This is a genomic window from Oscillibacter valericigenes, from assembly GCF_021531915.1.
In the GTDB taxonomy this organism is placed as follows: domain Bacteria; phylum Bacillota; class Clostridia; order Oscillospirales; family Oscillospiraceae; genus Oscillibacter; species Oscillibacter valericigenes_A.
In genome coordinates this window covers 67,603-89,396 of sequence record NZ_JAFBIV010000001.1, presented here as the reverse complement: position 1 = coordinate 89,396, position 21,794 = coordinate 67,603, and the positions used below count along the sequence as shown (strand labels likewise).

The window sequence follows — 21,794 nt, the reverse complement described above, 5'->3', positions numbered from 1 at the left end:
TTCCTCCGTTACAACTCGGGAAGTTCACTCAGGTCGATTTCGTCCTCCTCCACGGCCTCCCGGACCGCCCGCTCCAGTCCCGGCAGGTCCAACACCAGCCGGATGGCCCAGGGGGGCATTTTTACAGCCAGGGGCGGCTCCTCCAGCAGCACGAAGGCCACATCGTAGGGTGGCCGCTTCCGGGGATAGATGCCCATGCCGTCGGTGAAGTAGATGAGGCCCCGGAGAGAGGTGAAGGCCCCCTCTTTCTGTAATTGGGCCACATGCTCAAACACCGGGCGGAAGTCCGTGGCGCTGCCGCCGCAGAGCTCGAAGTGCTCCATATACTGCTTCAAATCCTCCAGGTCGCGGATCACGGTGTCGGACCGCACCTGGTCGTCGCACTGGATGACCCGGATGTTCACCTTCCGGGTAAAGGTGCCGGTGCTCCGCAGGATGCCGTAGGTGCAGGCCAAAAACTGCCGCACCAGCTCGCCGGAGGTGGACATGGAGGTGTCCACGGCGATGACGAAATCCTCGATGCGCTTCTCCTCTTTCGTCTCCGGCGGCTCCACCAGAGGCATGTTGCCGTAGAGCTGGAGACCGTAGGTGTAGAAGATATAGTCAAAGGCGTCACCATCCACCGCCATGACCTCCCGGGGCACGGCAAACCGCCGCAGGAAGGCCCGGTAGTCCACATCGTCCCGGTTGGAAACTTTAATCTGCTCCAAAACCGCCTCTCCGCCGGTGCCCTGGTCCGCAAGCACCGTCTCCATGGCGGTCTGCGTCTTGTCGGACATATCCCGCCACTTCTCGTCCTGCTGCTGGCTCTGCTCCTGGTTATCTTTCTGCTCCGGGTCCCAGAGGCCGTGGTCGTCCACCAGGAACCGCCTTTGCAGCTGGGCCACCTGGTACTCCGGCAGGTCCCGCCGCAGGAGATGGCGGTAGATGCCCTCCGCCGTCAGCACCGGCATGTCCTGTCGGCACTCGCCGTAAAACTTCTGCTTGGCAGGCACGGTGCCCTCCTCCAGGCAGGGGTAGTGAAGGCTGTCCAGAATACTCTCCACCGCCGCGTCGCAGGCCAGGTCCCACAGCTCCGGCACCTTGCCCCGCTTTTTCGCCAGGTGCCGCAGCATACAGTGCAAAATCACATGCAAATACGCTCGGTCCACCGCCACCCGGCTGCGGAGATAGCGGTCCGCCAGCCAGGCGCCGTCATAATACAGCTGCTCGCCGTCGGTGGCCAGGGACAGCGTCATGCCGCCGCCCGGCACGAACCGCAGGGCGCACAGGGCCACGTCCAGATAGGGCAGGTTCATATACAGTTCGTTCCGGGCCGTCAGCAAAATTTCCTGCCCGATGGCGGACAGGTCCTTCCGCTCCTCCATATGGCTGCCCCCTTTCCGTCAGCTTATAGGTCGAATGTCTTATCCATGCTGGAGGGGAACCGCTTATGCTGCTCCTCCAACAAAACCGCCAGGGCCTCCGTGGCGTCCTGTCCCCGGGCCAGGTCACACAGCTCCGACAAATCCTCCCGGGTCCAGTCCGTCCGGGAGAACAGGGTCCGCAGCCCCGCCGCGTCCCGCCGGGACAGCAGCCACCGGGCGGTATCCATCCCGTGATCCCGGAGGTAGACCCAGTAGGCCACTTCCGCCTGGTCCGTCAGGTCCATGGGATACCGCAGCCGCCACCAGGCCAGCCGCAGGGCGCAGCCCGGCTCGTACTCCATGCCCAGATACCCCTTCCACAGCTGGTCATAATTCCGAAGACTGAACTGCTTGTGATAAAAACAGTGGTGGTAGGGATACCCCGCCCCCTGAATGTGAAAGTCAAATTGATGATGGGGGACGTTTTCCTCAAAGACCTCCGCGTACTCCGGGAAAATCACCCGGGCAGTCCGGCCCTCGGCGTAAGAGAGGGTCATGTCCAGTTCCCGGGGCAGTTCCCCCGCCAGATAGTCCATCAGCTCCCCCTCCCGGCCGGTGCAGGTCAGGTGGAAGGTGTCCAGCTGGCGGCAGTTCATGAGAACGCCGCCGCCCCAGTAGGCGATGGTATCCGCCAGCCGCAAGGTCCGCAGGGCGGTGCAGTTGAACAGGGCGTAGTCCCCCACCCGCCTCAGACTCTCCGGCAGGCGCAGGTCCTCCAGTCGGCGGTTGTCCCATTCCTCTCCGGCGGGTCCGCAGGTCACCAGAACCTCCTCCCCCTCCGGAGCCTGACGGCCCGGCGTCAGGGCGTGGTGGCCCAGGGCCGTGACGGGCAAGCCAAACAGGGTATCCGGCAGAGCGGCCTGCCGGTCGCAGGTCTCCGCCCGAAGGATGGTCACCCCCGCCGCCTCCCGGCGGATCACCAGTTTCCAGTTGTTGACGCCGCTGATCTGCTCCAAAGCACTGGCCTCCCGAACAATTTTGCCTTTTTACCCTCAGTATACAAAGGGCAATACGGTTTTTCAAGGCATCTTGGGCGGCTGGCGTCGTTATTTTCGTTGCCGGGCGGCAGCCCGGCCGCCTCAAAAGCCTTGCCAGCCACCAAATCTGCTCCTGAAAAACTCCGCAGGACCTGCCAGCGAGAGAAAACCGGCGCTGGCAAGGAAGAGGACGCAGGTGGGCTGGCGCCCACCAAGGACGATGACGCCGCCAGCGTTGATTTTAGCCGCTGGCAGGCGTGTTGCTCTTTGTACACCGAGGGTAATATAACACAAAACCGCCCGGCTTCCTATATCAAATGCCACAAAAAAGTTTTTTCAAATTTCCTCTTGACATTCTGTGCATACTGTATATACTGTACATGTACAGTACGAACGGAGGAATTCCATGGAACTCATTATCCGAAACACTGCGGGCCAGCCCATCTACGATCAGATCAGCTCCCAGATCAAGGCCCAGATCATCGCCGGGGCGCTGCAGCCGGGGGAGGCGCTGCCCTCCATCCGGGCTCTGGCGAAGGATCTGAAAATTTCCGTCATCACCACGAAACGAGCCTACGACGAGCTGGAGGCCGAGGGCTTCGTCACCACCGTGGCAGGCAAGGGCTGCTTCGTGGCGGAGAAAAATCTCGATCTCATCCGGGAGCAGCAGCTGAAAACCCTGGAGGACCACCTGTCCGCCGCCGCAGAGCTGGCAAAGAGCTGCGGCGTGACCCCGCCGGAGCTGCAGGAGATGCTCCGCATCCTGTTGGAGGAGGAATCCCAATGAATGCCATTGAACTTACCCATATCAACAAATCCTTCGGCGACTTCGCCATCCGGGACCTGAACCTGACGGTGCCCAGCGGCACCATCTGCGGCCTGGTGGGCGAGAACGGCGCCGGCAAATCCACCACCATCCGTCTCCTGATGGGCGCCCTGCGGCCCGACAGCGGCACGGCCTCCGTGCTGGGCGTGGACGTCACCTCCCCGGAATTCCGGGAAGTGAAGGAGAACGTGGGCGTGGTGCTGGACGAGGCCTACTTCCCTGAGTCCCTGAACGCCGCCCAGGTGGGAAAGATCATGGCAGCCACCTACCGCCAGTGGGACCAGAAGCTCTACGACGGCTACCTGAAGCGCTTTGACCTGCCGGAGAAAAAGCAGTTCAAGGACTTCTCCCGGGGTATGCGGATGAAGCTGGCCATTGTCGTGGCATTGAGCCACCAGCCGAAGCTCCTGGTGCTGGACGAGGCCACCGCCGGGCTGGACCCCATTGTCCGGGACGAGGTGCTGGACATCTTCAACGAGTTCACCCGGGAGGAGGACCACTCCATCCTGATCTCCTCCCACATCCTCAGCGACCTGGAAAAGCTCTGCGACTACATCGCCTTCATCCATAAGGGCGACCTGCTGTTCTGTGAAGAAAAGGACCAGCTTCTGGAGCAGTACGGCATTTTCGAGGACTCCCGGGAAAACCTGGACTGCCTGCAGCCCGAGGCCATCGTGGCCCGGGAGGAGAGCCGCTACGGCGGCGTGCGGGCCCTCGTCAAACGGGACCTGGCCCCCACCGGGTTCCGGCTGGAAAAGCCCACAGTGGAAGATGTGGTGCTGTTTTTGGTGAAAGGAGCGAAGAACAGATGAAAGCTCTCATTATAAAAGATACCTATGTGATCTGGCGGCAGATGAAGTATTTTCTGATCCTGATCCTCATTTTCTCCGCCCTGCCCAGTGGGTTCAACAACGCCTTCGCCGTGATCTACACCTCTATGCTGCCCTACACCGCTCTGGCCTATGACGAGCGGAGCAAATGGGACCAGCTGGCCGCCATGATGCCATACTCCACCCGGGATGTGGTGCTGAGCAAGTATGTATTCGGCTGGCTGTGCATCGGCGGCGCGGCGGTGCTGTCCGGCCTGCTGCAGGCGATCATCTCCCTGGTGATCGACCGAGCGTTTCTGCCGGGTACGCTGGCCATGTCCGTTCTGGGTGCCCTCTGCATCCTGGCTATCTCTCTGCCGCTGATGTTCCGTCTCGGTGTGGAGAGAGGACGGCTGGGCATGTTCCTGATCATCTTCCTGGTCTGCGGCGGCGCCGGGGCCATCGCCTCCATCACTGAATCCGCGTCCAATGGAGCCCCCTTCGCTTTCCAGGGCCCCATTTTGGTTGTCCTGTTGATCGCCGCCCTGGTGCTGACCGCTGTTTCCGTCTCCCTGTCTATGCGGTTTTACGCCAAACGGCAATCTTGAATACTTTGAAGTCCCGCCGGCACCGGCGGGACTTTTTTTGCGTGAAATCTGGACGGGGCGTGTCCTTCATGGTATCATGACCTTGAACATTCAGAAAACACGGGAGGGTTTCCTATGTACATGAACGAAGCGCACAAGATCTGGCTGGCTACCAGCGACCACCCCATCTACCTGGAGCCCGGCATGGCCAACCGCCACGGTCTCATCGCCGGCGCCACCGGCACCGGCAAGACCGTCACGCTGAAGGTGCTGGCAGAGTCCTTCAGCGACATGGGCGTCCCCGTGTTCCTGGCGGACATCAAGGGGGACCTGTCCGGCATGTGCCTGCCCGGCTGCGAGAATAAGCACATTCGCCGCAGCATCGACACCATGGGCATCACCGGCTTTGACTACACCGCCTACCCTGTCCGCTTCTTCGATGTGTACGGAAAGCAGGGCCATCCCGTCCGCACCACCATCTCTGAAATGGGTCCGGAACTGCTGAGCCGCCTGCTGGGGCTGAACGACACCCAGAGCGGCGTTCTGCGCATCGTGTTCCGCATTGCGGACGACCAGGGCCTGCTGCTGATCGACCTGAAGGACCTGCGGAGCATGGTCCAGTATGTGGGCGACAACGCCAAGGAGTACAAGCTGACCTACGGCAACATCTCCAGCCAGTCCGTGGGCGCCATCCAGCGCGCGCTGCTGCAGCTGGAGGACGAGGGCGGCGACATCTTCTTCGGAGAGCCCGCTCTGGACATTGCCGACTGGGTGGACTGGGCGGAAGACGGCCGGGGCGTCATGAACATCCTGGAGTGCCAGGAGCTGTTCCAGCACCCCCTGCTGTATGCCACCTTCCTGCTGTGGATGCTGTCTGAACTCTATGAAATGCTGCCGGAAGCCGGAGATCTGGACAAGCCCAAGCTGGCCTTCTTCTTTGACGAGGCCCATCTCCTGTTCAACGGTGCTCCCAAGGCGCTAGTGGAAAAGGTGGAGCAGGTGGTGCGGCTCATCCGCTCCAAGGGCGTCAGCGTCTGGTTCATCACCCAGAACCCCTCCGACATCCCCGACAGCGTCCTGGGCCAGATCGGCAACCGGGTACAGCACGCCCTGCGGGCCTACACCCCCAACGACCAGAAGGCCCTCCGCGCCGCCGCCCGGTCCTTCCGGGTGAATCCCGCCTTCAACACCGAGGAAGCCCTCCAGGCCCTGGGCGTGGGCGAGGCATTGGTGTCCGTGCTGGACGAGAAGGGCGTGCCCTCCATTGTGGAGAAAGCCGGTATCCTGCCGCCCCGCAGCTCCATGAGCGCCGCCCCGGAAACGGAGGTCAAGGCCGCTGTCCAGAGCAGCCCCCTGGCGCAGAAATACGGCCAGGTCCAGGACCGGCGCTCCGCCTATGAGGTGCTGGAGGAGGTCCGGCAGCAGGAGACCGCCCGGGAGGAGGAAGAGGCCCGCCAGGCCGCCTGGGAAAAGGAGCAGAAGGCCCGGGAGAAGGAGCTGAAGGCTCAGCAGGCCGCGTGGGAGAAGGAACAGCGGGAACGGGAGCGGATGTACCGTCAGGCCGCCGCGCCCCGGCGCACCTCCACCACCACACGCCGCACCACCTCCAGCCGCAAAAAGCAGGACCCCCTGGAGAAGGCCATCAACTCCGCCGCCAACACCGTGGGCCGGGAGCTGGGCAAGCAGATTGTCCGGGGCCTGTTCGGCACCTTTAAGAAATGAATACGTTGTGATATCAAAAAAGGTTCCAGGCCAGAGGGCCTGGAACCTTTTTATTCGGAAAACAGCCTCACAGAGTTCGCGCCCGCAGGCGCGAAGAAAGTAGAATTCATTTTCTCCGGCGGCATATACGTCGGAGAAAATACTTCCCGGCCCGCAAGTGTGCGAACCGCCCGCCGCAGGCGGACGATTCTTGCGCGCAGCGGGCCGCAGCCTTTTCGGCAAAGCGGCAAAGTCCCTTTGCCGACGGTATTAGCCCCACAAAGCAGACAGCGTGGGAATGACCTGCTTCTTCCTGCTCATGATCTTGGGCAGGAAGGCGCAGTTATCCCCGTTCCTGATGTTGAAGGCCTGGCGGATGGTGTCCTCGTCGCCGGTAAAGAGCAGATGGGTGCCCTCCAGCAGCACGTCGGTGATCATCAGCACCACCGTATCCAGTTCTCTGGCCTTGCGGATGGCGCCCATGGCGTAGAAGAATTCCTGCTTCCGCGCCAGCAGGCGGTCCGAATCCATGCAGGTGATCTGGCTCACCGCCAGGTTATGTCCGGCAATGTGGAATTCCTTATAGTCCGTTTTCAGCATGGCGTCCACGGTCTTATCGTCGCCGCAGGTGGCGGAGAAAATGGCCTTGCCCAGTTCCTCCAGGGAGACGTTGGCAATGCGGGCCATGCGGTTGGCCATGTCGATGTCCCGCTGGGTGCAGGTGGGAGACTTGAACATGACCGTGTCGGATACGATGGCCGCAGCCATCAGGCCCGCCATTTTCGCCGTGGGCATCAAGCCCTTTTCCTGATACATGCCCGCCACAATGGTGGTAGTGCTGCCCACCGGTTCATTGCGGACGTAGATGGGGTCCTTGGTCTCAATGTCCGCCAGACGGTGATGGTCCACGATCTCCATGATCCTGGCCTGATCCAGGCCAGGTACGGACTGGGCCTTCTCGTTGTGGTCCATAAGGATGACCCGCTTGCGGCGGGGCCGCAGCAGATGGTACCGGGACAGGGTCCCCACCACATGCTCCTCCTCGTCCAGAATGGGATAGGAGCGGAAACGGCTCTCCAGGACCGTGTCCTGCACATCGTCAATGTAGTCGTCCAGATGGAAGCAGACCATGTCCTTGGTCTTGCAGATGCTGCTGATAGGCATGGCGTGCTGGATGAGCCGCACGGCGCGGTAGGCATCATAGGGCGTGGAGATGATGCAGGTCTTTTTCGCCATCTCAATGAACTCCTGGCTCACCTCCGCCTGGCACACCAGCACGCAGTTCACCTCCAGTTCCAGCGCCCGGCGAAGCATGTCCGGCTGGTCGCCGCAGACCAGGATCACATCCCGGCTGGAGAACATCAGGTTTTCCCGTCCGGCAGGCAGGGCAATGGTCACAACACCGGAGACTTCCTCCCACAGTTCGGTGCCCTCATTGAGGATCTGACCCTCCAGCACAGACAGTAGGTTGTAAACGGGAACATTGCGCACCTGCGGGTCCCGGACGGAAGTCATATCGTAGTTGGCCACATCACCGGCGGACAGCATACCATTCAGGGTGCCGTCCTCGTTGGTCACGGGCATGGCGGACACACGGTCCTTCTGCATGGCCTGCCAGGCCCGGCTGATGGTGGCGGAGGCATCCAGGGTAGGCGGCGTATCGTAATCCAGGTCCCGGACCTGGTTGCGCACATCCGTGATGAGCATGGGCGGCTGAAATCCGAAGCGGTCCAGCACGATCTGTGTCTCGTCGCTGATCTGACCCAGGCGGGCAGCCTTGTACTCCCGCTGACCCAGGGCGTTTTTCAGTGCGGCATAGGCCATGGCCGAGACAATGGAGTCCGTGTCTGGATTGCGGTGTCCCATAATGTAAACTGTATCCATGCAATGCTCTCCTTCAATGAGATCAAAAAGTTTCTACATTCATTATGATTCCCGGGCCCGCCTTTGTCAACGGCCCCTTCCACAAAGAATTCCCGCGGAAACGATTGCTTCCGCGGGATTTTTTTGATATCCGATTCTCTTACAGGATCAGCAGGTCCTTAGGGGCCTTGGTGATATTCCGGCAGCCCTCCGGCGTCAGAATGATGACATCCTCAATGCGGACACCCAGCTTTCCGGGCAGATAGATGCCCGGCTCGGCGGAGATGACGGCTCCCGCAGGCAGGGGCTTGTCGTTCATGGGAGAGGCGTTGGGGGCCTCGTGGATCTCCACGCCCACGCCGTGGCCAAAGCTGTGGCCGAAATAGTCCCCGTACCCGGCGGCGTCAATGACAGCCCGGGCGGCACCGTCCACCTCCCGTCCGGTCAGGCCAGCTCTGGCAGCGGCGATGCCCGCCTTCTGGGCGGACAGGACCGTGTTGTAGACGGTCTGCATCTCCTCGGTGGCAAAACCCACTGCCACAGTGCGGGTCATGTCGGAGCAGTAGCCATGGTAAATGCAGCCGAAGTCCATGGTGACGAACTCTCCCTGCCGGATGGTCTTTTCCGACGGAACGCCGTGGGGCAGGCTGCCGTTGGGGCCAGACACCACGATGGGGTCGAAGGACATGTCCGACGCACCGTAGTGCAGCATCAGATACTGCAGCCGTGCGGCGATCTCCTTTTCCGTAACGCCGGGGCGGATCTCCTCCAGGATATCCGTCAGCGCCCGTTCCGCGATGCGCTGGGCCGCCACCATGGCCTCCAGTTCCTCGTCATCCTTCACCATCCGCAGGTCCCACAGCAGGTCCGTGGCGGGAATCAGGTCACAGGACAGGGCTTTACGGTAACGCTCATGGTCCTGGACGGTCATATAGGCATCCTCGAAGCCCATGCGGCGGATGCACTCCTCCGCCACAACTTCCTGCACCAGGGTGCCATAGCCACGGCCCCGGCCGATCTCCCGCAGCTCCGCCCCCTGCACATAGCGGGCGGCGGCTTCCGTGTACCGGGAGTCCGTGAAATAGTAGGCCTTCTTTCGGGTCACCAGGGCCACGCCGTCGGTGCCGGCGGAGTGGAAGCCGGAGCCGTAAAAGCGGTTGGCCTCTCCCGTCAGCAGGATGGCGTCCAGGTCATGGCTCTCCAGCTGGGCGGCAATTTTTTGAAAATGGTTCATCAAATGGTTCTCCTTTGGTGTGTACATCTTGCCGGCGGGAAAGCGCGGGCCAAAGCGTCCCGCGTGCTTTTTACGCTTCCGCCTTCTCCACGGCGGCCTTCACAAAGCCATAGAACAAGGGGTGGGGCCGGTCGGGACGGAACGCCCCTTTCAGGGGCATTCCATAGATATGCCACACCGCCTCGCCGCTTCCGCGGCAACCGGCGGTGATGGCACAAGAGCCGTCCCGACTTTACATTCTTTCTTACGCTTCCGCCTTCTCCACGGCGGCCTTCACGAAGCCGTAGAACAGCGGATGGGGCCGGTCGGGACGGCTCTTGAACTCCGGATGGAACTGGGCGCCCACGAACCAGGGATGGTCCGGGACCTCCACGATCTCCACCAGGCGGCTGTCGGGAGACAGGCCCGCCAGGACCATGCCCTGTTTCTGCATGGCCTCCCGGTAGTCGTTGTTGAATTCAAAGCGGTGGCGGTGGCGCTCGGAGATCTCCGCCGCACCGTACAAGTCAAAGCTATGAGTACCCTCGGTCAGCACGCAGGGGTACTTGCCCAGCCGCATGGTGCCGCCCTTCTCCGTCACGTTCACCTGGTCCGGCATCAGGGCAATGACCGGGTGTTTGGTGGTTTCGGAGAATTCGGAGGAGGTGGCGTCCTCCCAGCCCAGCACATGGCGGGCGAACTCAATGACCGCCATCTGCATGCCCAGGCAGATGCCGAAATAGGGGATGTTGTTCTCCCTGGCGTAGCGGCAGGCAGCGATCATGCCCTCGATGCCCCGGTCGCCGAAGCCGCCGGGCACCAGGATGCCGGAGCAGCCTGCCAGCTTCTCCGCCGCGTTTTTGTCGGTCACATCCTCGGAATTGACCCATTCGATGTCCACGATGGCATCGTTAGCAGTGCCGGCGTGGTTCAGGGACTCCACCACGGAGAGGTAGGCGTCGTGGAGTTGGGTGTACTTGCCCACCAGCGCGATGCGCACCTTCTTGTGGGCGGCTTTCTCCCGCTTCACCATGGCGCTCCACTCCCGCAGGTCCGGCTGGTGGGTGATGAGGCCCAGCTTGCGGCAAACCACCTCGTCCAGGCCCTCCTTGGCCATCAGCAGGGGGACCTCGTACAGGGTCTCCGCCGTGGTGTTCTGGATGACGCAGTCAGGCTCCACATTGCAGAACAGGGCGATCTTCTTCTTGATGTCATCGGTGATGGGCACGTCGCAGCGGCACACCAGGATGTCCGGCTGGATGCCCAGGGAGAGCAGCTCCTTGACGGAGTGCTGGGTGGGCTTGGACTTCAGCTCGCCGCTGCCGGGGATCTGGACGATCAGGGGCACATGGATGAACACCACGTCGCCGTGAGGCCGCTCAGAGGCCACCTGGCGGATGGCCTCCAGGAAGGGCTGGCTCTCAATATCGCCCACGGTGCCGCCGATCTCCGTGATGACTACATCCACGTCATCGGAAGCCATGGAGTAGATGCGCTCCTTGATCTCATTGGTGATGTGGGGAATGATCTGCACCGTGGCGCCTAGGTAGTCGCCCCGGCGCTCCCGGTTCAGCACGGACCACCAGATCTTGCCGGAGGAGATGGAGCTGTTCTCCGTCAGGTTCTCGTCCACGAACCGCTCGTAGTGGCCCAGGTCCAGGTCGGTCTCGGCGCCGTCATCGGTGACGAACACCTCACCGTGCTGATAGGGACTCATGGTGCCGGGATCCACATTGATATAGGGGTCGAACTTCTGGTTGCGGACCCGGACGCCCCGCTGCTTCAGCAGGCGGCCCAGGGACGCCGCGCAGATGCCCTTGCCCAGGCCGGAGACCACGCCGCCGGTGACGAATACGAACTTTGTTGACATTCCTCTCACCTTACCTTTTCACACATTTCACACAACAGTGTTACCAAAAACCGGAGCTGTACGCATCCCGCAGACAGCCAGAGCCAGTTTTGAAAAACAAAAAACGACACCTGGGGAATTTTGCGGCTAAAAGTCCCAGTCTCTTTCGGGACTTTCAGCTGCGATCCGCGGTGTCGCTCGTCTGTTCGATTGTCGCCTTGCGGCTCACGCCGCAAATCGCCGCCCAAAGCGTTCCAAAAATACCTTTCCACTATATCACGCGGTTTTTTTCTTGTCAACGAAAATTATTTTTGCAAAACGCAACAATCATTCATTTGTTTTCCTGCATTGTTTTGTGCTAAATGACAATTGACTTCACCCCTTTAAAGTTATATATTGAAAAAGCAAACACCGCCGGGATGCCGGAGAAAGGAGCCGCCGCCATGCGTCTTGACAAGAGCTTTACCGCCATGCTGGCCCGCCCCTATTTCCGCTTTATGAAGGTCCGCTATGCGGGCCATACTCCACATCCCTGAAACGGTCGAGTTACATCGCCACCTCTGTATGAAGAGCGGCCCTGTCTCACCGGCAGGGCCGTTTTTTATAGGTTTCCCAGAAAAATTGACATAAGGAGATCAAAACGATGAAAAAGAAGTTGCTTGCACTGATTCTGGCCGGCGTTATGACGCTGAGCCTGGCCGCCTGCGGCGGCGCCAAGGAGACCCCTGCCCCCGCAGAGGAAAAGCCCGCTGAGACCGAGACTCCCGCCGAGACCCCCGCTGCCCAGACCTACAAGGTCGGCATCTGCCAGCTGGCCCCTCACCCCGCTCTGGACGCCGCCACCCAGGGCTTCATCGACGCCCTGAACGAGGCTCTGCCCGGCCAGGTGGAGTTCGACAACCAGAATGCCGCCGGTGAAAGCGCCACCTGCGCCACCATCGTCAACGGCTTTGTGTCCGCTGATGTGGACCTGATCATGGCCAACGCCACCCCCGCCCTGCAGGCTGCCGTGGCCGCCACCAGTGATATCCCCGTTCTGGGCACCTCCGTCACCGAGTACGGCGTGGCCCTGGGCATCAAGGACTTCAGCGGCACCGTGGGCACCAACGTGTCCGGTACCAGCGACCTGGCTCCCCTGGACCAGCAGGCTGCCATGATCCCCGAGTGGTGCCCTGAGGCCAAGACCGTAGGCTTGCTGTATTGCTCCGCCGAGGCTAACAGCCAGTATCAGGTGGACACCGTCCAGGCTGAGCTGGAGAAGTTGGGCCTGACCTGCACCCAGTATCCCTTCTCTGACACCAACGACATGGCTTCCGTAACCCAGAGCGCCGTTGACAACAGCGATGTGGTGTACGTCCCCACCGACAACACCTGCGCCAACAACACCGGCATCATCGACAACATCGCCCGTCCCGCCGGTAAAATCGTTATCTGCGGCGAGGAGGGCATCTGCGGCGGCTGCGGCGTTGCCACCCTGTCCATCAGCTACTATGACCTGGGTGTTGCCACCGGCAAGATGGCTGCCAAGGTCCTGACCGGCGAGGCCGACATCGCTTCCATGCCCATTGAGTACGCACCCCAGTTCACCAAGAAGTACAACGAGCCCATCTGCACCGATCTGGGCCTGACCGTTCCCGAGGGTTACGAGGCCATCGCCTGAGAATTGTCGAAACGGCGCAAAAAGCATACAGAATCAGCGGAAAAGGGCTTCCCTTTTCCGCTGATTTGCGCTATACTATTGAAGTCTATCGACTTTTATCACCTAAACAGGGGGAATTCTCAACTATGCTGAACTTCATCAACGCGCTGCCGGGCGCCATCTCCCAGGGTCTCATCTGGGGTATCATGGCTATCGGCGTCTACATTACCTATAAGATCCTGGACATTGCCGACCTGACGGTGGACGGCTCCTTCTGCACCGGCGCCGCCGCTTTCGTGGTGCTGTACACCAACGGCACCAACCTGTGGATCGCCATGCTGGCCTCCTTGCTGGCAGGTATGCTGGCAGGCCTGGTCACCGGTATTCTGCACACCTTCTGCGGCATCCCGGCCATTCTGTCCGGCATCCTGACCCAGCTGGGCCTGTGGTCCATCAACATGGCCATCATGGGTATGAAGGCCACCGTTGCCATCAACGTCTCCACACCGGAGCTGCTGGACAAGCTGCTGGTCTCCCTGCGGTTCGTGAAGGATGTGGCCAACGGCACCCGCCCCTTCTACCGTCACCCCATCCTGGTGGTTGGCATTTTCACCGCGATCCTGATCCTGATCCTGTACTGGTTCTTCGGCACGGAGCTGGGCTGCTCTCTCCGGGCTACCGGCTCCAACCAGAATATGGCCCGGGCCCAGGGCATCAACACCGACTTCTGCAAGGTGCTGGGCCTGATGATCTCCAACGGTCTGGTGTCCCTGTCCGGCGCTCTGCTGGCCCAGTACAACAGCGCCAGCGAGATCAACATGGGCCGCGGCGCCATCGTCATCGGCCTGGCCGCCGTCATCATCGGCGAGGTGGCTTTCTCCAAGCTCTTCCGAAACTTTGGCCTGAAGCTCGTCAGCGTGTCTATCGGCGCTATCATCTACTACATCGTCATCCAGGCGGTGCTGGCCATGGGTCTGAATCCCAACTACCTGAAGCTGCTGAGCGCGGTGGTGGTTGCCATCTTCCTGTCCATTCCCTTCTGGAAGAACAAGTATATCCGCGCCAGCGTCAAGACCACCAAGGAGGTGTCCACCCATGCTTGAGATCAAAGAGATCTGGAAGACCTTCAACGCCGGAACGGTCAACGAAAAACAGGCCCTGCGGGGCGTCAGCCTGACGCTGAACGACGGCGACTTCTGCACCGTCATCGGCGGCAACGGCGCCGGCAAGTCCACCATGCTCAACGCCGTGGCCGGCACCTTCCCCGTGGACGCCGGCACCATCTCCATCGGCGGCACCGACGTGACCCACCTGCCGGAGTTCAAGCGGGCCAAATTCATCGGCCGCGTGTTCCAGGACCCCATGATGGGTACCGCCCCCACCATGCAGATCGACGAGAATCTGGCGCTGGCTGCCCGCCGGGGCCAGTCCCGGGGCCTGAAGTGGGGCATCACCAAGGCAGAGAAGGAGCAGTATCAGGAGATGCTGCGGAAGCTGGATCTGGGCCTGGAGGACCGGCTCACCAGCAAGGTGGGCCTGCTGTCCGGCGGCCAGCGCCAGGCACTGACGCTGCTGATGGCCTCCCTGCAGAAGCCCAAGCTGTTGCTGCTGGACGAGCACACCGCCGCTCTGGACCCCAAGACTGCCGCCAAGGTGCTGGAGCTGTCCGACCGCATCGTTGCGGAGAACCACCTGACCACCATGATGGTCACTCACAACATGAAGGACGCCATTGCCCACGGCAACCGGCTCATCATGATGTACAACGGCCGCATCGTCATTGATGTCTCCGGCGAGGAGAAAAAGAAGCTGACCGTTCCCCAGCTGCTGGAGCTGTTCAGCAAGGTCAGCGGCTCTGACGAGGCTGACGACAAGCTGCTGTTATCCTGAGCATCCGAAAGTGCGGCGGACAGGTCCCCCTGTCCGCCGTTTTGATTCTGACTGAGAGGAGACCTCCCCATGAAACTCGTTACCTATCTCTATCAAGATAAGGAATCCGTCGGCGTTCTGACCGCCGATGAAGCTGCGGTCCGTCCCCTGCCCTTTGCGGATATGAACGCCCTCATTGAAGCGCCCCGTGAGCAGCTGCTTTCCGCCGTGGAAGCGGCGAAGATCTCCCTGCCCCTGTCCGCCGTGACCCTGCTGGCCCCCATCCCCCGCCCCCGGCAGGATGTGATCTGCCTGGGCATCAACTACAAGGCCCACGCGGAGGAGGCGGAGCGGTACAGCTCCGAGGCCTTCAAAAAGGAGCGGCCCATCCCCATCTACTTCTCCAAGCGGGTCAGCGAGGCCGTGGGCCCCGAGGGCTTCATTGAGAGCCACCCCGGCCTGGTGGAGCGGCTGGACTATGAGTCCGAGCTGGCAGTCATTATTGGAAAGACCGCCAAACACGTGAAAGCCGCCGATGCGGCGGATTACATCTTCGGCTACACCGTCCTCAACGACGTCTCCGCCCGACTGCTGCAGACCACCCACAAGCAGTGGTACTTCGGCAAGGGCCTGGACGGTTTTACCCCTATCGGCCCCTGCATCACCACGGCGGATGAGATCGCCTTCCCGCCCGCCCTGCGCATTTCCTCCCGGGTCAATGGGGAGCTGCGCCAGGACTCCACCACGGACCTGCTGATCACCGGCATCGCCGACATCATCGAGGAGCTGTCCTCCGGTATGACCCTGCTGCCCGGCACCATCATCGCCACCGGCACCCCCGCCGGCGTGGGTATGGGCTTTGACCCGCCCAAATTCCTGAAGCCCGGCGATGTGGTGGAGTGCACCATCGAGGGCATTGGCACCCTGCGGAACACCGTCCGGTAACCATGCTGAAAACGCCCAGCGGCTGTGCCGCTGGGCGTTGTTTTGTCTGTGAGATCAGTAACCGATGATGAGGCCCTTTTCCATGGCATAGAAGCTGGTGAGACCCCGGCAGGGGATCACGTCCACACTCTTCACCGGCAGGTCTGCCAGGATACGCTCCTTCAGCTTCAGGGCGCCGGTGATATTCTCGCAGTGGGAGATCACCACTTCCGCCCCGGCGCAGTCCTTGCTGTCCCGCATGAGGGCGGTGATGGCACTGTAAGTCTTGGCCTCACCCCGGGCCTTATCCGCCACATGGATGGTGCCCTGAGGCGTGGCGTCGGCGATCACGTGGATGCCCAAGGAGTGCAGCAGGGTGCCCACCAGAGGGCGCATCCGGCCGTTTTTGATCAGGTTATCGAAGTTCTCCAAGGTAAAGCAGGTCCGCAGGGCAGCCTGATACAGCCGCAGCTGGGCGCAGATGCTCCCAAAGTCCCCCGTGGTGTCCGCCTCCATCAGCTCCTTGGCCTTCCGGATCAGCAGGACCATGGCCCCCGCCGTGGCCTTGGAGTCGATGATGCAGATCTCCTTCTCCGGATGCTCCTCCAGTACCATCTCCCGCCCCAGGACGGCGGCGTTGTAGGTGCCGGAAAGGTTGGCGGAAATGGTGAAGCAGATGGTCTTATCTCCCTTTTCAAAGGCGCGGGCAAAGGCCGCAGGAGAGGGACAGGCCGTGGAGGAGGCAGTCTTCTCGTCGGCCATGGCAGCCAGCATCACCGGGACCTCCAGCAGGTCGTTATCCACAAATTCCTGGCTGCCCACCTGAATACGCAGGGGGACCAGTTCAAACGCCACCTTATCGCTGGAAAAGTCCTCCGTCCGCAGGTCGCAGCTGCTGTCGCTGACGATGTTCCAAATCATATCTTTCTCCTTGTAATATGGTATTTGATATTATATTTATATCATACCTCTGTGTGTCCTGTTTGTCAATGACAAGATATGCGGTTTCCGCCAACCTCCCTGCACAGGCCTTGACATCTCCCGAAAAGTATGTTATCTTCATCTAGTTCTTTTTGAAACTGTTTTTAATAAAACAAAAGAGGGGCGTCTATGTCTATCAGTTACACCCGGCTGCTGCAATTTTTCCAGCAGTTCGGCAAATTCTACGCATATCAGTTCACTCTCCTGCTGGAGCAGACCGGCCTGACCATGCGGGAGATCCATGTGCTCCTGTTTCTGGCCAACAATCCGGACTACGACACCGCCCGGGATGTGACGCTGTACCGGGGAATGTCCAAGTCCCAGGTCTCCCAAGCGGTGGAGCTGCTGTGTGCGGAGGGGCTTTTGCAGCGCACTCCCGACGAATCGGACCGCCGCATGGTCCACCTTTCCATCACCCGGGAGGGCCGGCCTCTGGCGCAGGAGTGCCAGGCACTTCAGGAGCGCTGCGGTGCCCGCCTGCTGGACGGTCTTACTCCGGAGCAGGTCCGGCAGCTGCAGGAACTGCTGGATACCGTGTTGGACAACGGCGCCCATTTAGCAGAGGAGGCTTCCAAATGAATCCAAAATCCGTGGATCTGAGCAGCGGCAATGTCCGCAAGCTGATGGTTTCCCTGGCCCTGCCCACCATTCTCTCCCAAATCGTCAACATGCTCTATAACCTGGTGGACCGGGTCTACATCGGCCATATGCAGCCTGTGGACACGGTAGGTGCGTTGGCCCTGACCGGCGTGGGCGTCTGCCTGCCGGTGATCCTCATCATCTCCGCTTTTGCGGCGCTGCTGGCCATGGGCGGCGCCCCCCGGGCCTCCATCTTCGAGGGGCGGGGGGAACCCGGCCAGTCGGAACACATCATGGGCAACAGCTTCTCGCTGCTGATCTGTGCCTCCCTGGTGCTGACGGTGCTGCTACAGCTTTTCGCGGAGCCACTGCTCCTGCTGTTCGGCGCCAGCGAGAACACCATCGGATATGCCCTCAGCTACCTGAAAATCTATTCTCTGGGCACCATCTGCGTGCAGATGACCTTGGGCATGAACGCCTATATCACTGCTCAGGGCTTCACCACCGTCAGCATGAAAACGGTCCTTATCGGCGCCATTCTGAACACCATTCTGGACCCCATCTTCATTTTTGTGCTGGATATGGGCGTCCGTGGCGCAGCTCTGGCCACCATTCTGTCCCAAGCCGTCTCCGCCCTATGGGTGCTGCGATTCCTCACCGGGTCCACCACCCGCTGGCGTCTCCGCCGGGAGAATCTCCGGCCAGTCCCCGCTGTCTTCCTTCCCTCTCTGGCCCTGGGGCTCTCCCCCTTTATCATGCAGTCCACAGAGAGCCTGATCGCCGTGTGCTTCAACTCCTCCCTGCTGAAATACGGCGGCGACATCGCAGTGGGCTCCATGACCGTGCTGATCAGCATCATGCAGCTGGCCATGATGCCCCTGCAGGGCCTGACCCAAGGCGCCCAGCCTATCATCAGCTACAACTTCGGCGCCAGGAATGCACAGCGGGTCCGGGACGCCTTCAAAACGCTGCTGACTGCCTGCCTCACCTATTCCCTGGTTCTGTGGGCCGCGGTACAGCTGTTCCCCCGGGCCTTCGTGATGATCTTCAACAACGATCCCTCTCTGGTGACATACGCCGCCAAGGCCCTGCGGGTCTACATGGCCGCCACCGGCATTTTCGGCATCCAGATCGCCTGCCAGCAGACGTTTATTGCCCTGGGCAACGCCAAAACCTCTCTGTTCCTGGCAGCCCTGCGGAAGATCATCCTGCTGATCCCCCTCATCTATATTCTGCCCCATTTCTTTGCCAACAAGGTCTTTGCCGTGTTTCTGGCGGAGCCGGTTGCGGACCTTCTGGCCGTCACCACAACGGCCACCATGTTCTCCATCCAGTTCAGAAAGAGCATGGCGGAGCTGGAAAAATAACTCCCGTTTCGGAATAGCAAAAGGACCTGCCGCAAATTTGCGGCAGGTCCTTTTTTACACTTTTACTTGTTTTCCTTGGGCAGGATCAGGTTCAGCAACACCGCCATCAGGGTGGCGATGACCACGGGGGATTTGCCGAAGATCATGGTCACGGCTGCCGGGAACTGGCTCAGAGCTGAGCTGGCCTGAGAGATACCCACACCCAGAGCGGCGGACAAGCCCACGATGGTGGTGTTCCGGGCCGTCAGGTCCTGGGAGGCGATCAGCTTCATGCCGGTCATGGCGATGGTGGAGAACACGGTAATGGTAGCGCCGCCCAGCACGCACTGGGGAATGGTGGTCAGGATGGCCGCAAACTTGGGGGAAACGCCTGCCAGCAGCAGGAAGCCGCCGGCAAAGGCAAACACCGTCCGGTTCACCACCTTGTTGGTGGTGACGATACCCACGTTCTGAGAATAGGTGGCCGTGGGCAGACCGCCGAACAGCGCCGTCAGAATATTGCTGACGCCATAGGCGATGATGCCGCCCTGCAGCTCGTTGTCCGTGGGGTCCCGGTCAAAGCCGCCCACGGTGGTAGCGGTAAAGTCGCCGATGGCCTGGATGGAGTTGATGGCAAACAGCAACCCCATGGCCACACAGCTGGGCACATCGAAGGAGATGCCGAAATGCATGAACCGGGGCAGGGAGAACCAGGCCGCGTCACCCACATCCGCGAAGCTGACCATACCGAAGCACAGGGCCACCACGTAGCCGAACACCATACCCAGCAGGATGGAGGCCAGCTTGCAGACGCCCTTGGCCTTGTTGTTCAGGATCATGACCACCGCCAGGGTCAGGGCCGCGATCAGCCAGTTCTGCCAGGAGCCGTACACCAGCGCCTCCGGCAGGCCCTTGGCCGCCACGGACTCCGCCGTATTGGCGGTGCCGCCGGCCATGTAATTGATGGCCGTAGGATACAGAGACAAGCCGATGGTGAACACCACCGTGCCGGTAATGACCGGCGGGAACAGCATGCGGATCTTCTTCACAAAGATGCCCACCAGCACTGCCACCACGCCGCCCACCAGCATGGCACCGGCAATGGCGCTCACGCCTCCGCCGCCGGCCACGATGGCCTGCATGCTGGGCAGATAGGCAAAGCTGACACCCAGGATCACCGGCAGGCCGGAACCAAACCGTCCGCCGATGGGGAACAGCTGCAGCAGCGTGCAGACCGCCGACATGACCAGGGACGCCTGGATCAGCAGGACGCGGTCAGCCTGGCTGAGACCGATGGCTCCGGCAATGATGATAGGCGGTGTCACGCAGCCAACGATCATGGCCACCAGATGCTGAAGCGCCAGAGAGATGGATGCGCCGATGGGGGGTGTGCCGCGGAACTGGAACAACAGGTCCCGGCGGGACGCAGGGGTTTCCATGGGCAATGCCTCCTTAAAAAAACTTACCTGTTTATGATAGCACATCCCCCGTCAAAATCAAACAAATTTTTAGTTTTTCATACAAAAATTTTGTATCTGTTTTTTGTGCACCTCACACAAACATCTGCCGCCGTTTTGTCTGTCAAGTCAACCGGCAGCATGAAAAACGGCACGCACTTTCGTGCGCGCCGTCAAATAACTCAGAGCACCTTTCTGAGGAAATCCTGCAATCTGGGGTGTTGGGGATTGCCGAACAGCTCCTGGGGAGTGTTTTCCTCCAGCAGCTTGCCGTCCGCCATAAACAGCACCCGGTTGCCCACTTCCCGGGCAAAGCCCATTTCGTGGGTGACCACCACCATGGTCATGCCCTCATGGGCCAGCTGTTTCATAACTTCCAGCACCTCGCCTACCATTTCGGGGTCCAGGGCGGAGGTGGGTTCGTCGAACAGCATGACCTCCGGCTCCATAGCCAGTGCCCGGACGATGGCCACACGCTGTTTCTGGCCGCCGGACAACTGGCTGGGATAAGCGTCGGCCCGATCTGCCAGGCCCACCCGCTCCAGCAGGGACATCGCCTTTGCCTCAGCCTCCGCCTTGCTTTTTTTCAGAAGCTGGATGGGAGCCAGGGTCATATTCTGCAGAATGGTCATGTGAGGGAACAGATTGAAGTGCTGGAACACCATGCCCATTTTCTGGCGGTGCAGGTTAATGTTCACCTTTTTATCCGTAATATCCACATCGTTGAAGTAGATATGTCCGCCGGTGGGGACCTCCAGCAGGTTCAGGCACCGCAGGAAGGTGGACTTGCCGGAACCGGAGGGGCCGATGATCACCACCACTTCGCCCTTGCGGATCTCTGCGGAGACGCCGTCCAGCGCCTTGATGGCGCCGTCCTTGAAATATTTCTGTACGCCTTCAGCGCGGATGATGATATTATCGTTCACTGTTTCTCAGCCTCCTCTCCAGTCTGCCCACCAGATAGCTGAAGAACATGACCATGATCAGATAGATCGCCGCCGCCAGCAGCAGCGGATAGAGGTATTCGTATGTATTGCCGCCCACGGTATTGGCCGCGTAGGTCAGGTCGGACAGGCCGATATAGCCCACCACAGCCGTTTCCTTCAGCAGCACGATGAACTCGTTGCCCAGGGTGGGCAGCACGTTCTTGAAAGCCTGGGGCAGAATGATGTACCGCATGGTGGGGATATATCCGAAGCCCAGGGACCGGCCGGCCTCCGTCTGCCCGGCGTCGATGGACATAATGCCGGACCGGAAGATCTCCGCCACATAGGCGCCGGAGTTGATGCCGAAGCACAGGCAGCCCACCAGGAGCTTGTTCCGGCTGGATGCAAAAATGACAAAGAACATGATCATGATCTGGACCACCACGGGGGTACCCCGGATCACCGTCAGGTAGATCTTGCCGATGATATTGAAGAAGCCCAGCACCCATTTGGCAGGACCGTGCATCTCAGAGCCGTTTTTATCCCAGCTCACCCGAATCAGGGAGACCACGATACCCAGCGCAATACCAATCAGAAGTGCAAAAAAGGTAAGGATCAGGGTGTGCTTCAGTCCCTTCAGGAACAGCATGTAGCGGTCCCCGTAGATGAAACATTTGTAGCCCTTGAAAAGGATATCCTCCAGCCACTCGGGCAGGTTCTGTATCCATTCCGGAGCGATGGTGAGCCACAGTTCCGCAGGGGTAACCTTGTTCATAACGTCAACTCCTTCGTGACAAGAGGGGTTCAGTTTCCTGAACCCCTTCTGCTGTCGTTTGGTATGG

General features: G+C 60.6%; 19 protein-coding genes. 10 read left to right on the top strand and 9 right to left on the bottom strand.

The annotated features are described in order from the left end of the window. Window positions 1-8: 8 nt before the first annotated feature. On the bottom strand, window positions 9-1,367 hold the full coding sequence (locus JQM66_RS00400; RefSeq protein ID WP_235227839.1) for a vWA domain-containing protein: 1,359 nt from the start codon (window positions 1,365-1,367) through the stop codon (window positions 9-11). Between the two features lie 23 nt (window positions 1,368-1,390). After that, a complete protein-coding gene (locus JQM66_RS00395; RefSeq protein ID WP_235227838.1) occupies window positions 1,391-2,362 on the bottom strand; it encodes a leucine-rich repeat domain-containing protein in 972 nt (323 codons plus the stop codon). A 427-nt stretch (window positions 2,363-2,789) separates the two neighbouring features. On the opposite strand from JQM66_RS00395, the gene JQM66_RS00390 reads away from it, so the two are divergent. The 4 genes from JQM66_RS00390 to JQM66_RS00375 all read left to right on the top strand — a co-directional run bounded on the left by JQM66_RS00390 (window position 2,790) and on the right by JQM66_RS00375 (window position 6,327). After that, a complete protein-coding gene (locus JQM66_RS00390) occupies window positions 2,790-3,170 on the top strand; it encodes a GntR family transcriptional regulator (protein ID WP_235227837.1) in 381 nt (126 codons plus the stop codon). Continuing rightward, window positions 3,167-4,021 carry an ABC transporter ATP-binding protein gene (locus tag JQM66_RS00385; RefSeq protein ID WP_235227836.1) on the top strand — a complete coding sequence of 285 codons (855 nt, stop codon included), beginning with the start codon at window positions 3,167-3,169 and terminating at the stop codon, window positions 4,019-4,021. Before JQM66_RS00390 ends, JQM66_RS00385 begins: the two co-directional genes overlap by 4 nt. Further along, entirely contained in the window at window positions 4,018-4,626 is a 609-nt protein-coding gene (locus tag JQM66_RS00380; RefSeq protein WP_235227835.1) for an ABC-2 transporter permease, read from the top strand. Before JQM66_RS00385 ends, JQM66_RS00380 begins: the two co-directional genes overlap by 4 nt. 114 nt (window positions 4,627-4,740) lie before the next feature. After that, window positions 4,741-6,327 carry a helicase HerA-like domain-containing protein gene (locus JQM66_RS00375; RefSeq protein WP_328284092.1) on the top strand — a complete coding sequence of 529 codons (1,587 nt, stop codon included), beginning with the start codon at window positions 4,741-4,743 and terminating at the stop codon, window positions 6,325-6,327. A gap of 249 nt (window positions 6,328-6,576) precedes the next feature. Here the strand turns inward: JQM66_RS00375 and JQM66_RS00370 are convergent, their stop codons facing one another. From JQM66_RS00370 to JQM66_RS00360, 3 genes are all read right to left on the bottom strand, one after another. After that, window positions 6,577-8,190 carry a putative manganese-dependent inorganic diphosphatase gene (locus tag JQM66_RS00370; RefSeq protein ID WP_235227834.1) on the bottom strand — a complete coding sequence of 538 codons (1,614 nt, stop codon included), beginning with the start codon at window positions 8,188-8,190 and terminating at the stop codon, window positions 6,577-6,579. Window positions 8,191-8,329: 139 nt separating this feature from the next. Continuing rightward, window positions 8,330-9,403 (bottom strand): M24 family metallopeptidase, encoded by a 1,074-nt coding sequence (locus JQM66_RS00365; RefSeq protein ID WP_235227833.1) that lies wholly within the window; start codon window positions 9,401-9,403, stop codon window positions 8,330-8,332. 244 nt (window positions 9,404-9,647) lie between these two features. Beyond that, a complete protein-coding gene (locus tag JQM66_RS00360) occupies window positions 9,648-11,252 on the bottom strand; it encodes a CTP synthase (RefSeq protein ID WP_235227832.1) in 1,605 nt (534 codons plus the stop codon). Between the two features lie 622 nt (window positions 11,253-11,874). On the opposite strand from JQM66_RS00360, the gene JQM66_RS00355 reads away from it, so the two are divergent. From JQM66_RS00355 to JQM66_RS00340, 4 genes are all read left to right on the top strand, one after another. Next, window positions 11,875-12,891, top strand: coding sequence for an ABC transporter substrate-binding protein (locus tag JQM66_RS00355; RefSeq protein ID WP_235227831.1), 1,017 nt, complete (start codon window positions 11,875-11,877; stop codon window positions 12,889-12,891). A 125-nt stretch (window positions 12,892-13,016) separates the two neighbouring features. Beyond that, entirely contained in the window at window positions 13,017-13,973 is a 957-nt protein-coding gene (locus JQM66_RS00350; protein WP_235227830.1) for an ABC transporter permease, read from the top strand. Next, complete coding sequence (locus JQM66_RS00345; RefSeq protein WP_235227829.1) at window positions 13,966-14,760, top strand: ABC transporter ATP-binding protein; 795 nt, start codon at window positions 13,966-13,968, stop codon at window positions 14,758-14,760. The genes JQM66_RS00350 and JQM66_RS00345 overlap by 8 nt, the downstream gene beginning before the upstream one ends. Before the next feature lie 69 nt (window positions 14,761-14,829). After that, on the top strand, window positions 14,830-15,684 hold the full coding sequence (locus tag JQM66_RS00340) for a fumarylacetoacetate hydrolase family protein (protein ID WP_235227828.1): 855 nt from the start codon (window positions 14,830-14,832) through the stop codon (window positions 15,682-15,684). 54 nt (window positions 15,685-15,738) lie between these two features. On the opposite strand, the gene JQM66_RS00335 is transcribed toward JQM66_RS00340, so the two are convergent. Continuing rightward, the gene (locus tag JQM66_RS00335; RefSeq protein WP_235227827.1) at window positions 15,739-16,584 is read right to left on the bottom strand and encodes a DegV family protein; all 846 of its coding nucleotides are present in this window, start codon (window positions 16,582-16,584) and stop codon (window positions 15,739-15,741) included. A gap of 189 nt (window positions 16,585-16,773) precedes the next feature. On the opposite strand from JQM66_RS00335, the gene JQM66_RS00330 reads away from it, so the two are divergent. Beyond that, window positions 16,774-17,223: a MarR family winged helix-turn-helix transcriptional regulator gene (locus tag JQM66_RS00330; RefSeq protein WP_235227826.1), complete on the top strand. Its 450-nt coding sequence runs from the start codon at window positions 16,774-16,776 to the stop codon at window positions 17,221-17,223. Continuing rightward, window positions 17,220-18,590 (top strand): MATE family efflux transporter, encoded by a 1,371-nt coding sequence (locus tag JQM66_RS00325; protein WP_235227825.1) that lies wholly within the window; start codon window positions 17,220-17,222, stop codon window positions 18,588-18,590. Before JQM66_RS00330 ends, JQM66_RS00325 begins: the two co-directional genes overlap by 4 nt. Window positions 18,591-18,652: 62 nt before the next feature. Here the strand turns inward: JQM66_RS00325 and JQM66_RS00320 are convergent, their stop codons facing one another. The 3 genes from JQM66_RS00320 to JQM66_RS00310 all read right to left on the bottom strand — a co-directional run bounded on the left by JQM66_RS00320 (window position 18,653) and on the right by JQM66_RS00310 (window position 21,727). Further along, on the bottom strand, window positions 18,653-20,008 hold the full coding sequence (locus tag JQM66_RS00320) for a uracil-xanthine permease family protein (protein WP_235227824.1): 1,356 nt from the start codon (window positions 20,006-20,008) through the stop codon (window positions 18,653-18,655). Between the two features lie 200 nt (window positions 20,009-20,208). After that, window positions 20,209-20,937 carry an amino acid ABC transporter ATP-binding protein gene (locus JQM66_RS00315; protein WP_407945994.1) on the bottom strand — a complete coding sequence of 243 codons (729 nt, stop codon included), beginning with the start codon at window positions 20,935-20,937 and terminating at the stop codon, window positions 20,209-20,211. Between the two features lie 4 nt (window positions 20,938-20,941). Next, window positions 20,942-21,727 carry an amino acid ABC transporter permease gene (locus JQM66_RS00310; protein WP_407945989.1) on the bottom strand — a complete coding sequence of 262 codons (786 nt, stop codon included), beginning with the start codon at window positions 21,725-21,727 and terminating at the stop codon, window positions 20,942-20,944. Window positions 21,728-21,794: the final 67 nt, after the last annotated feature.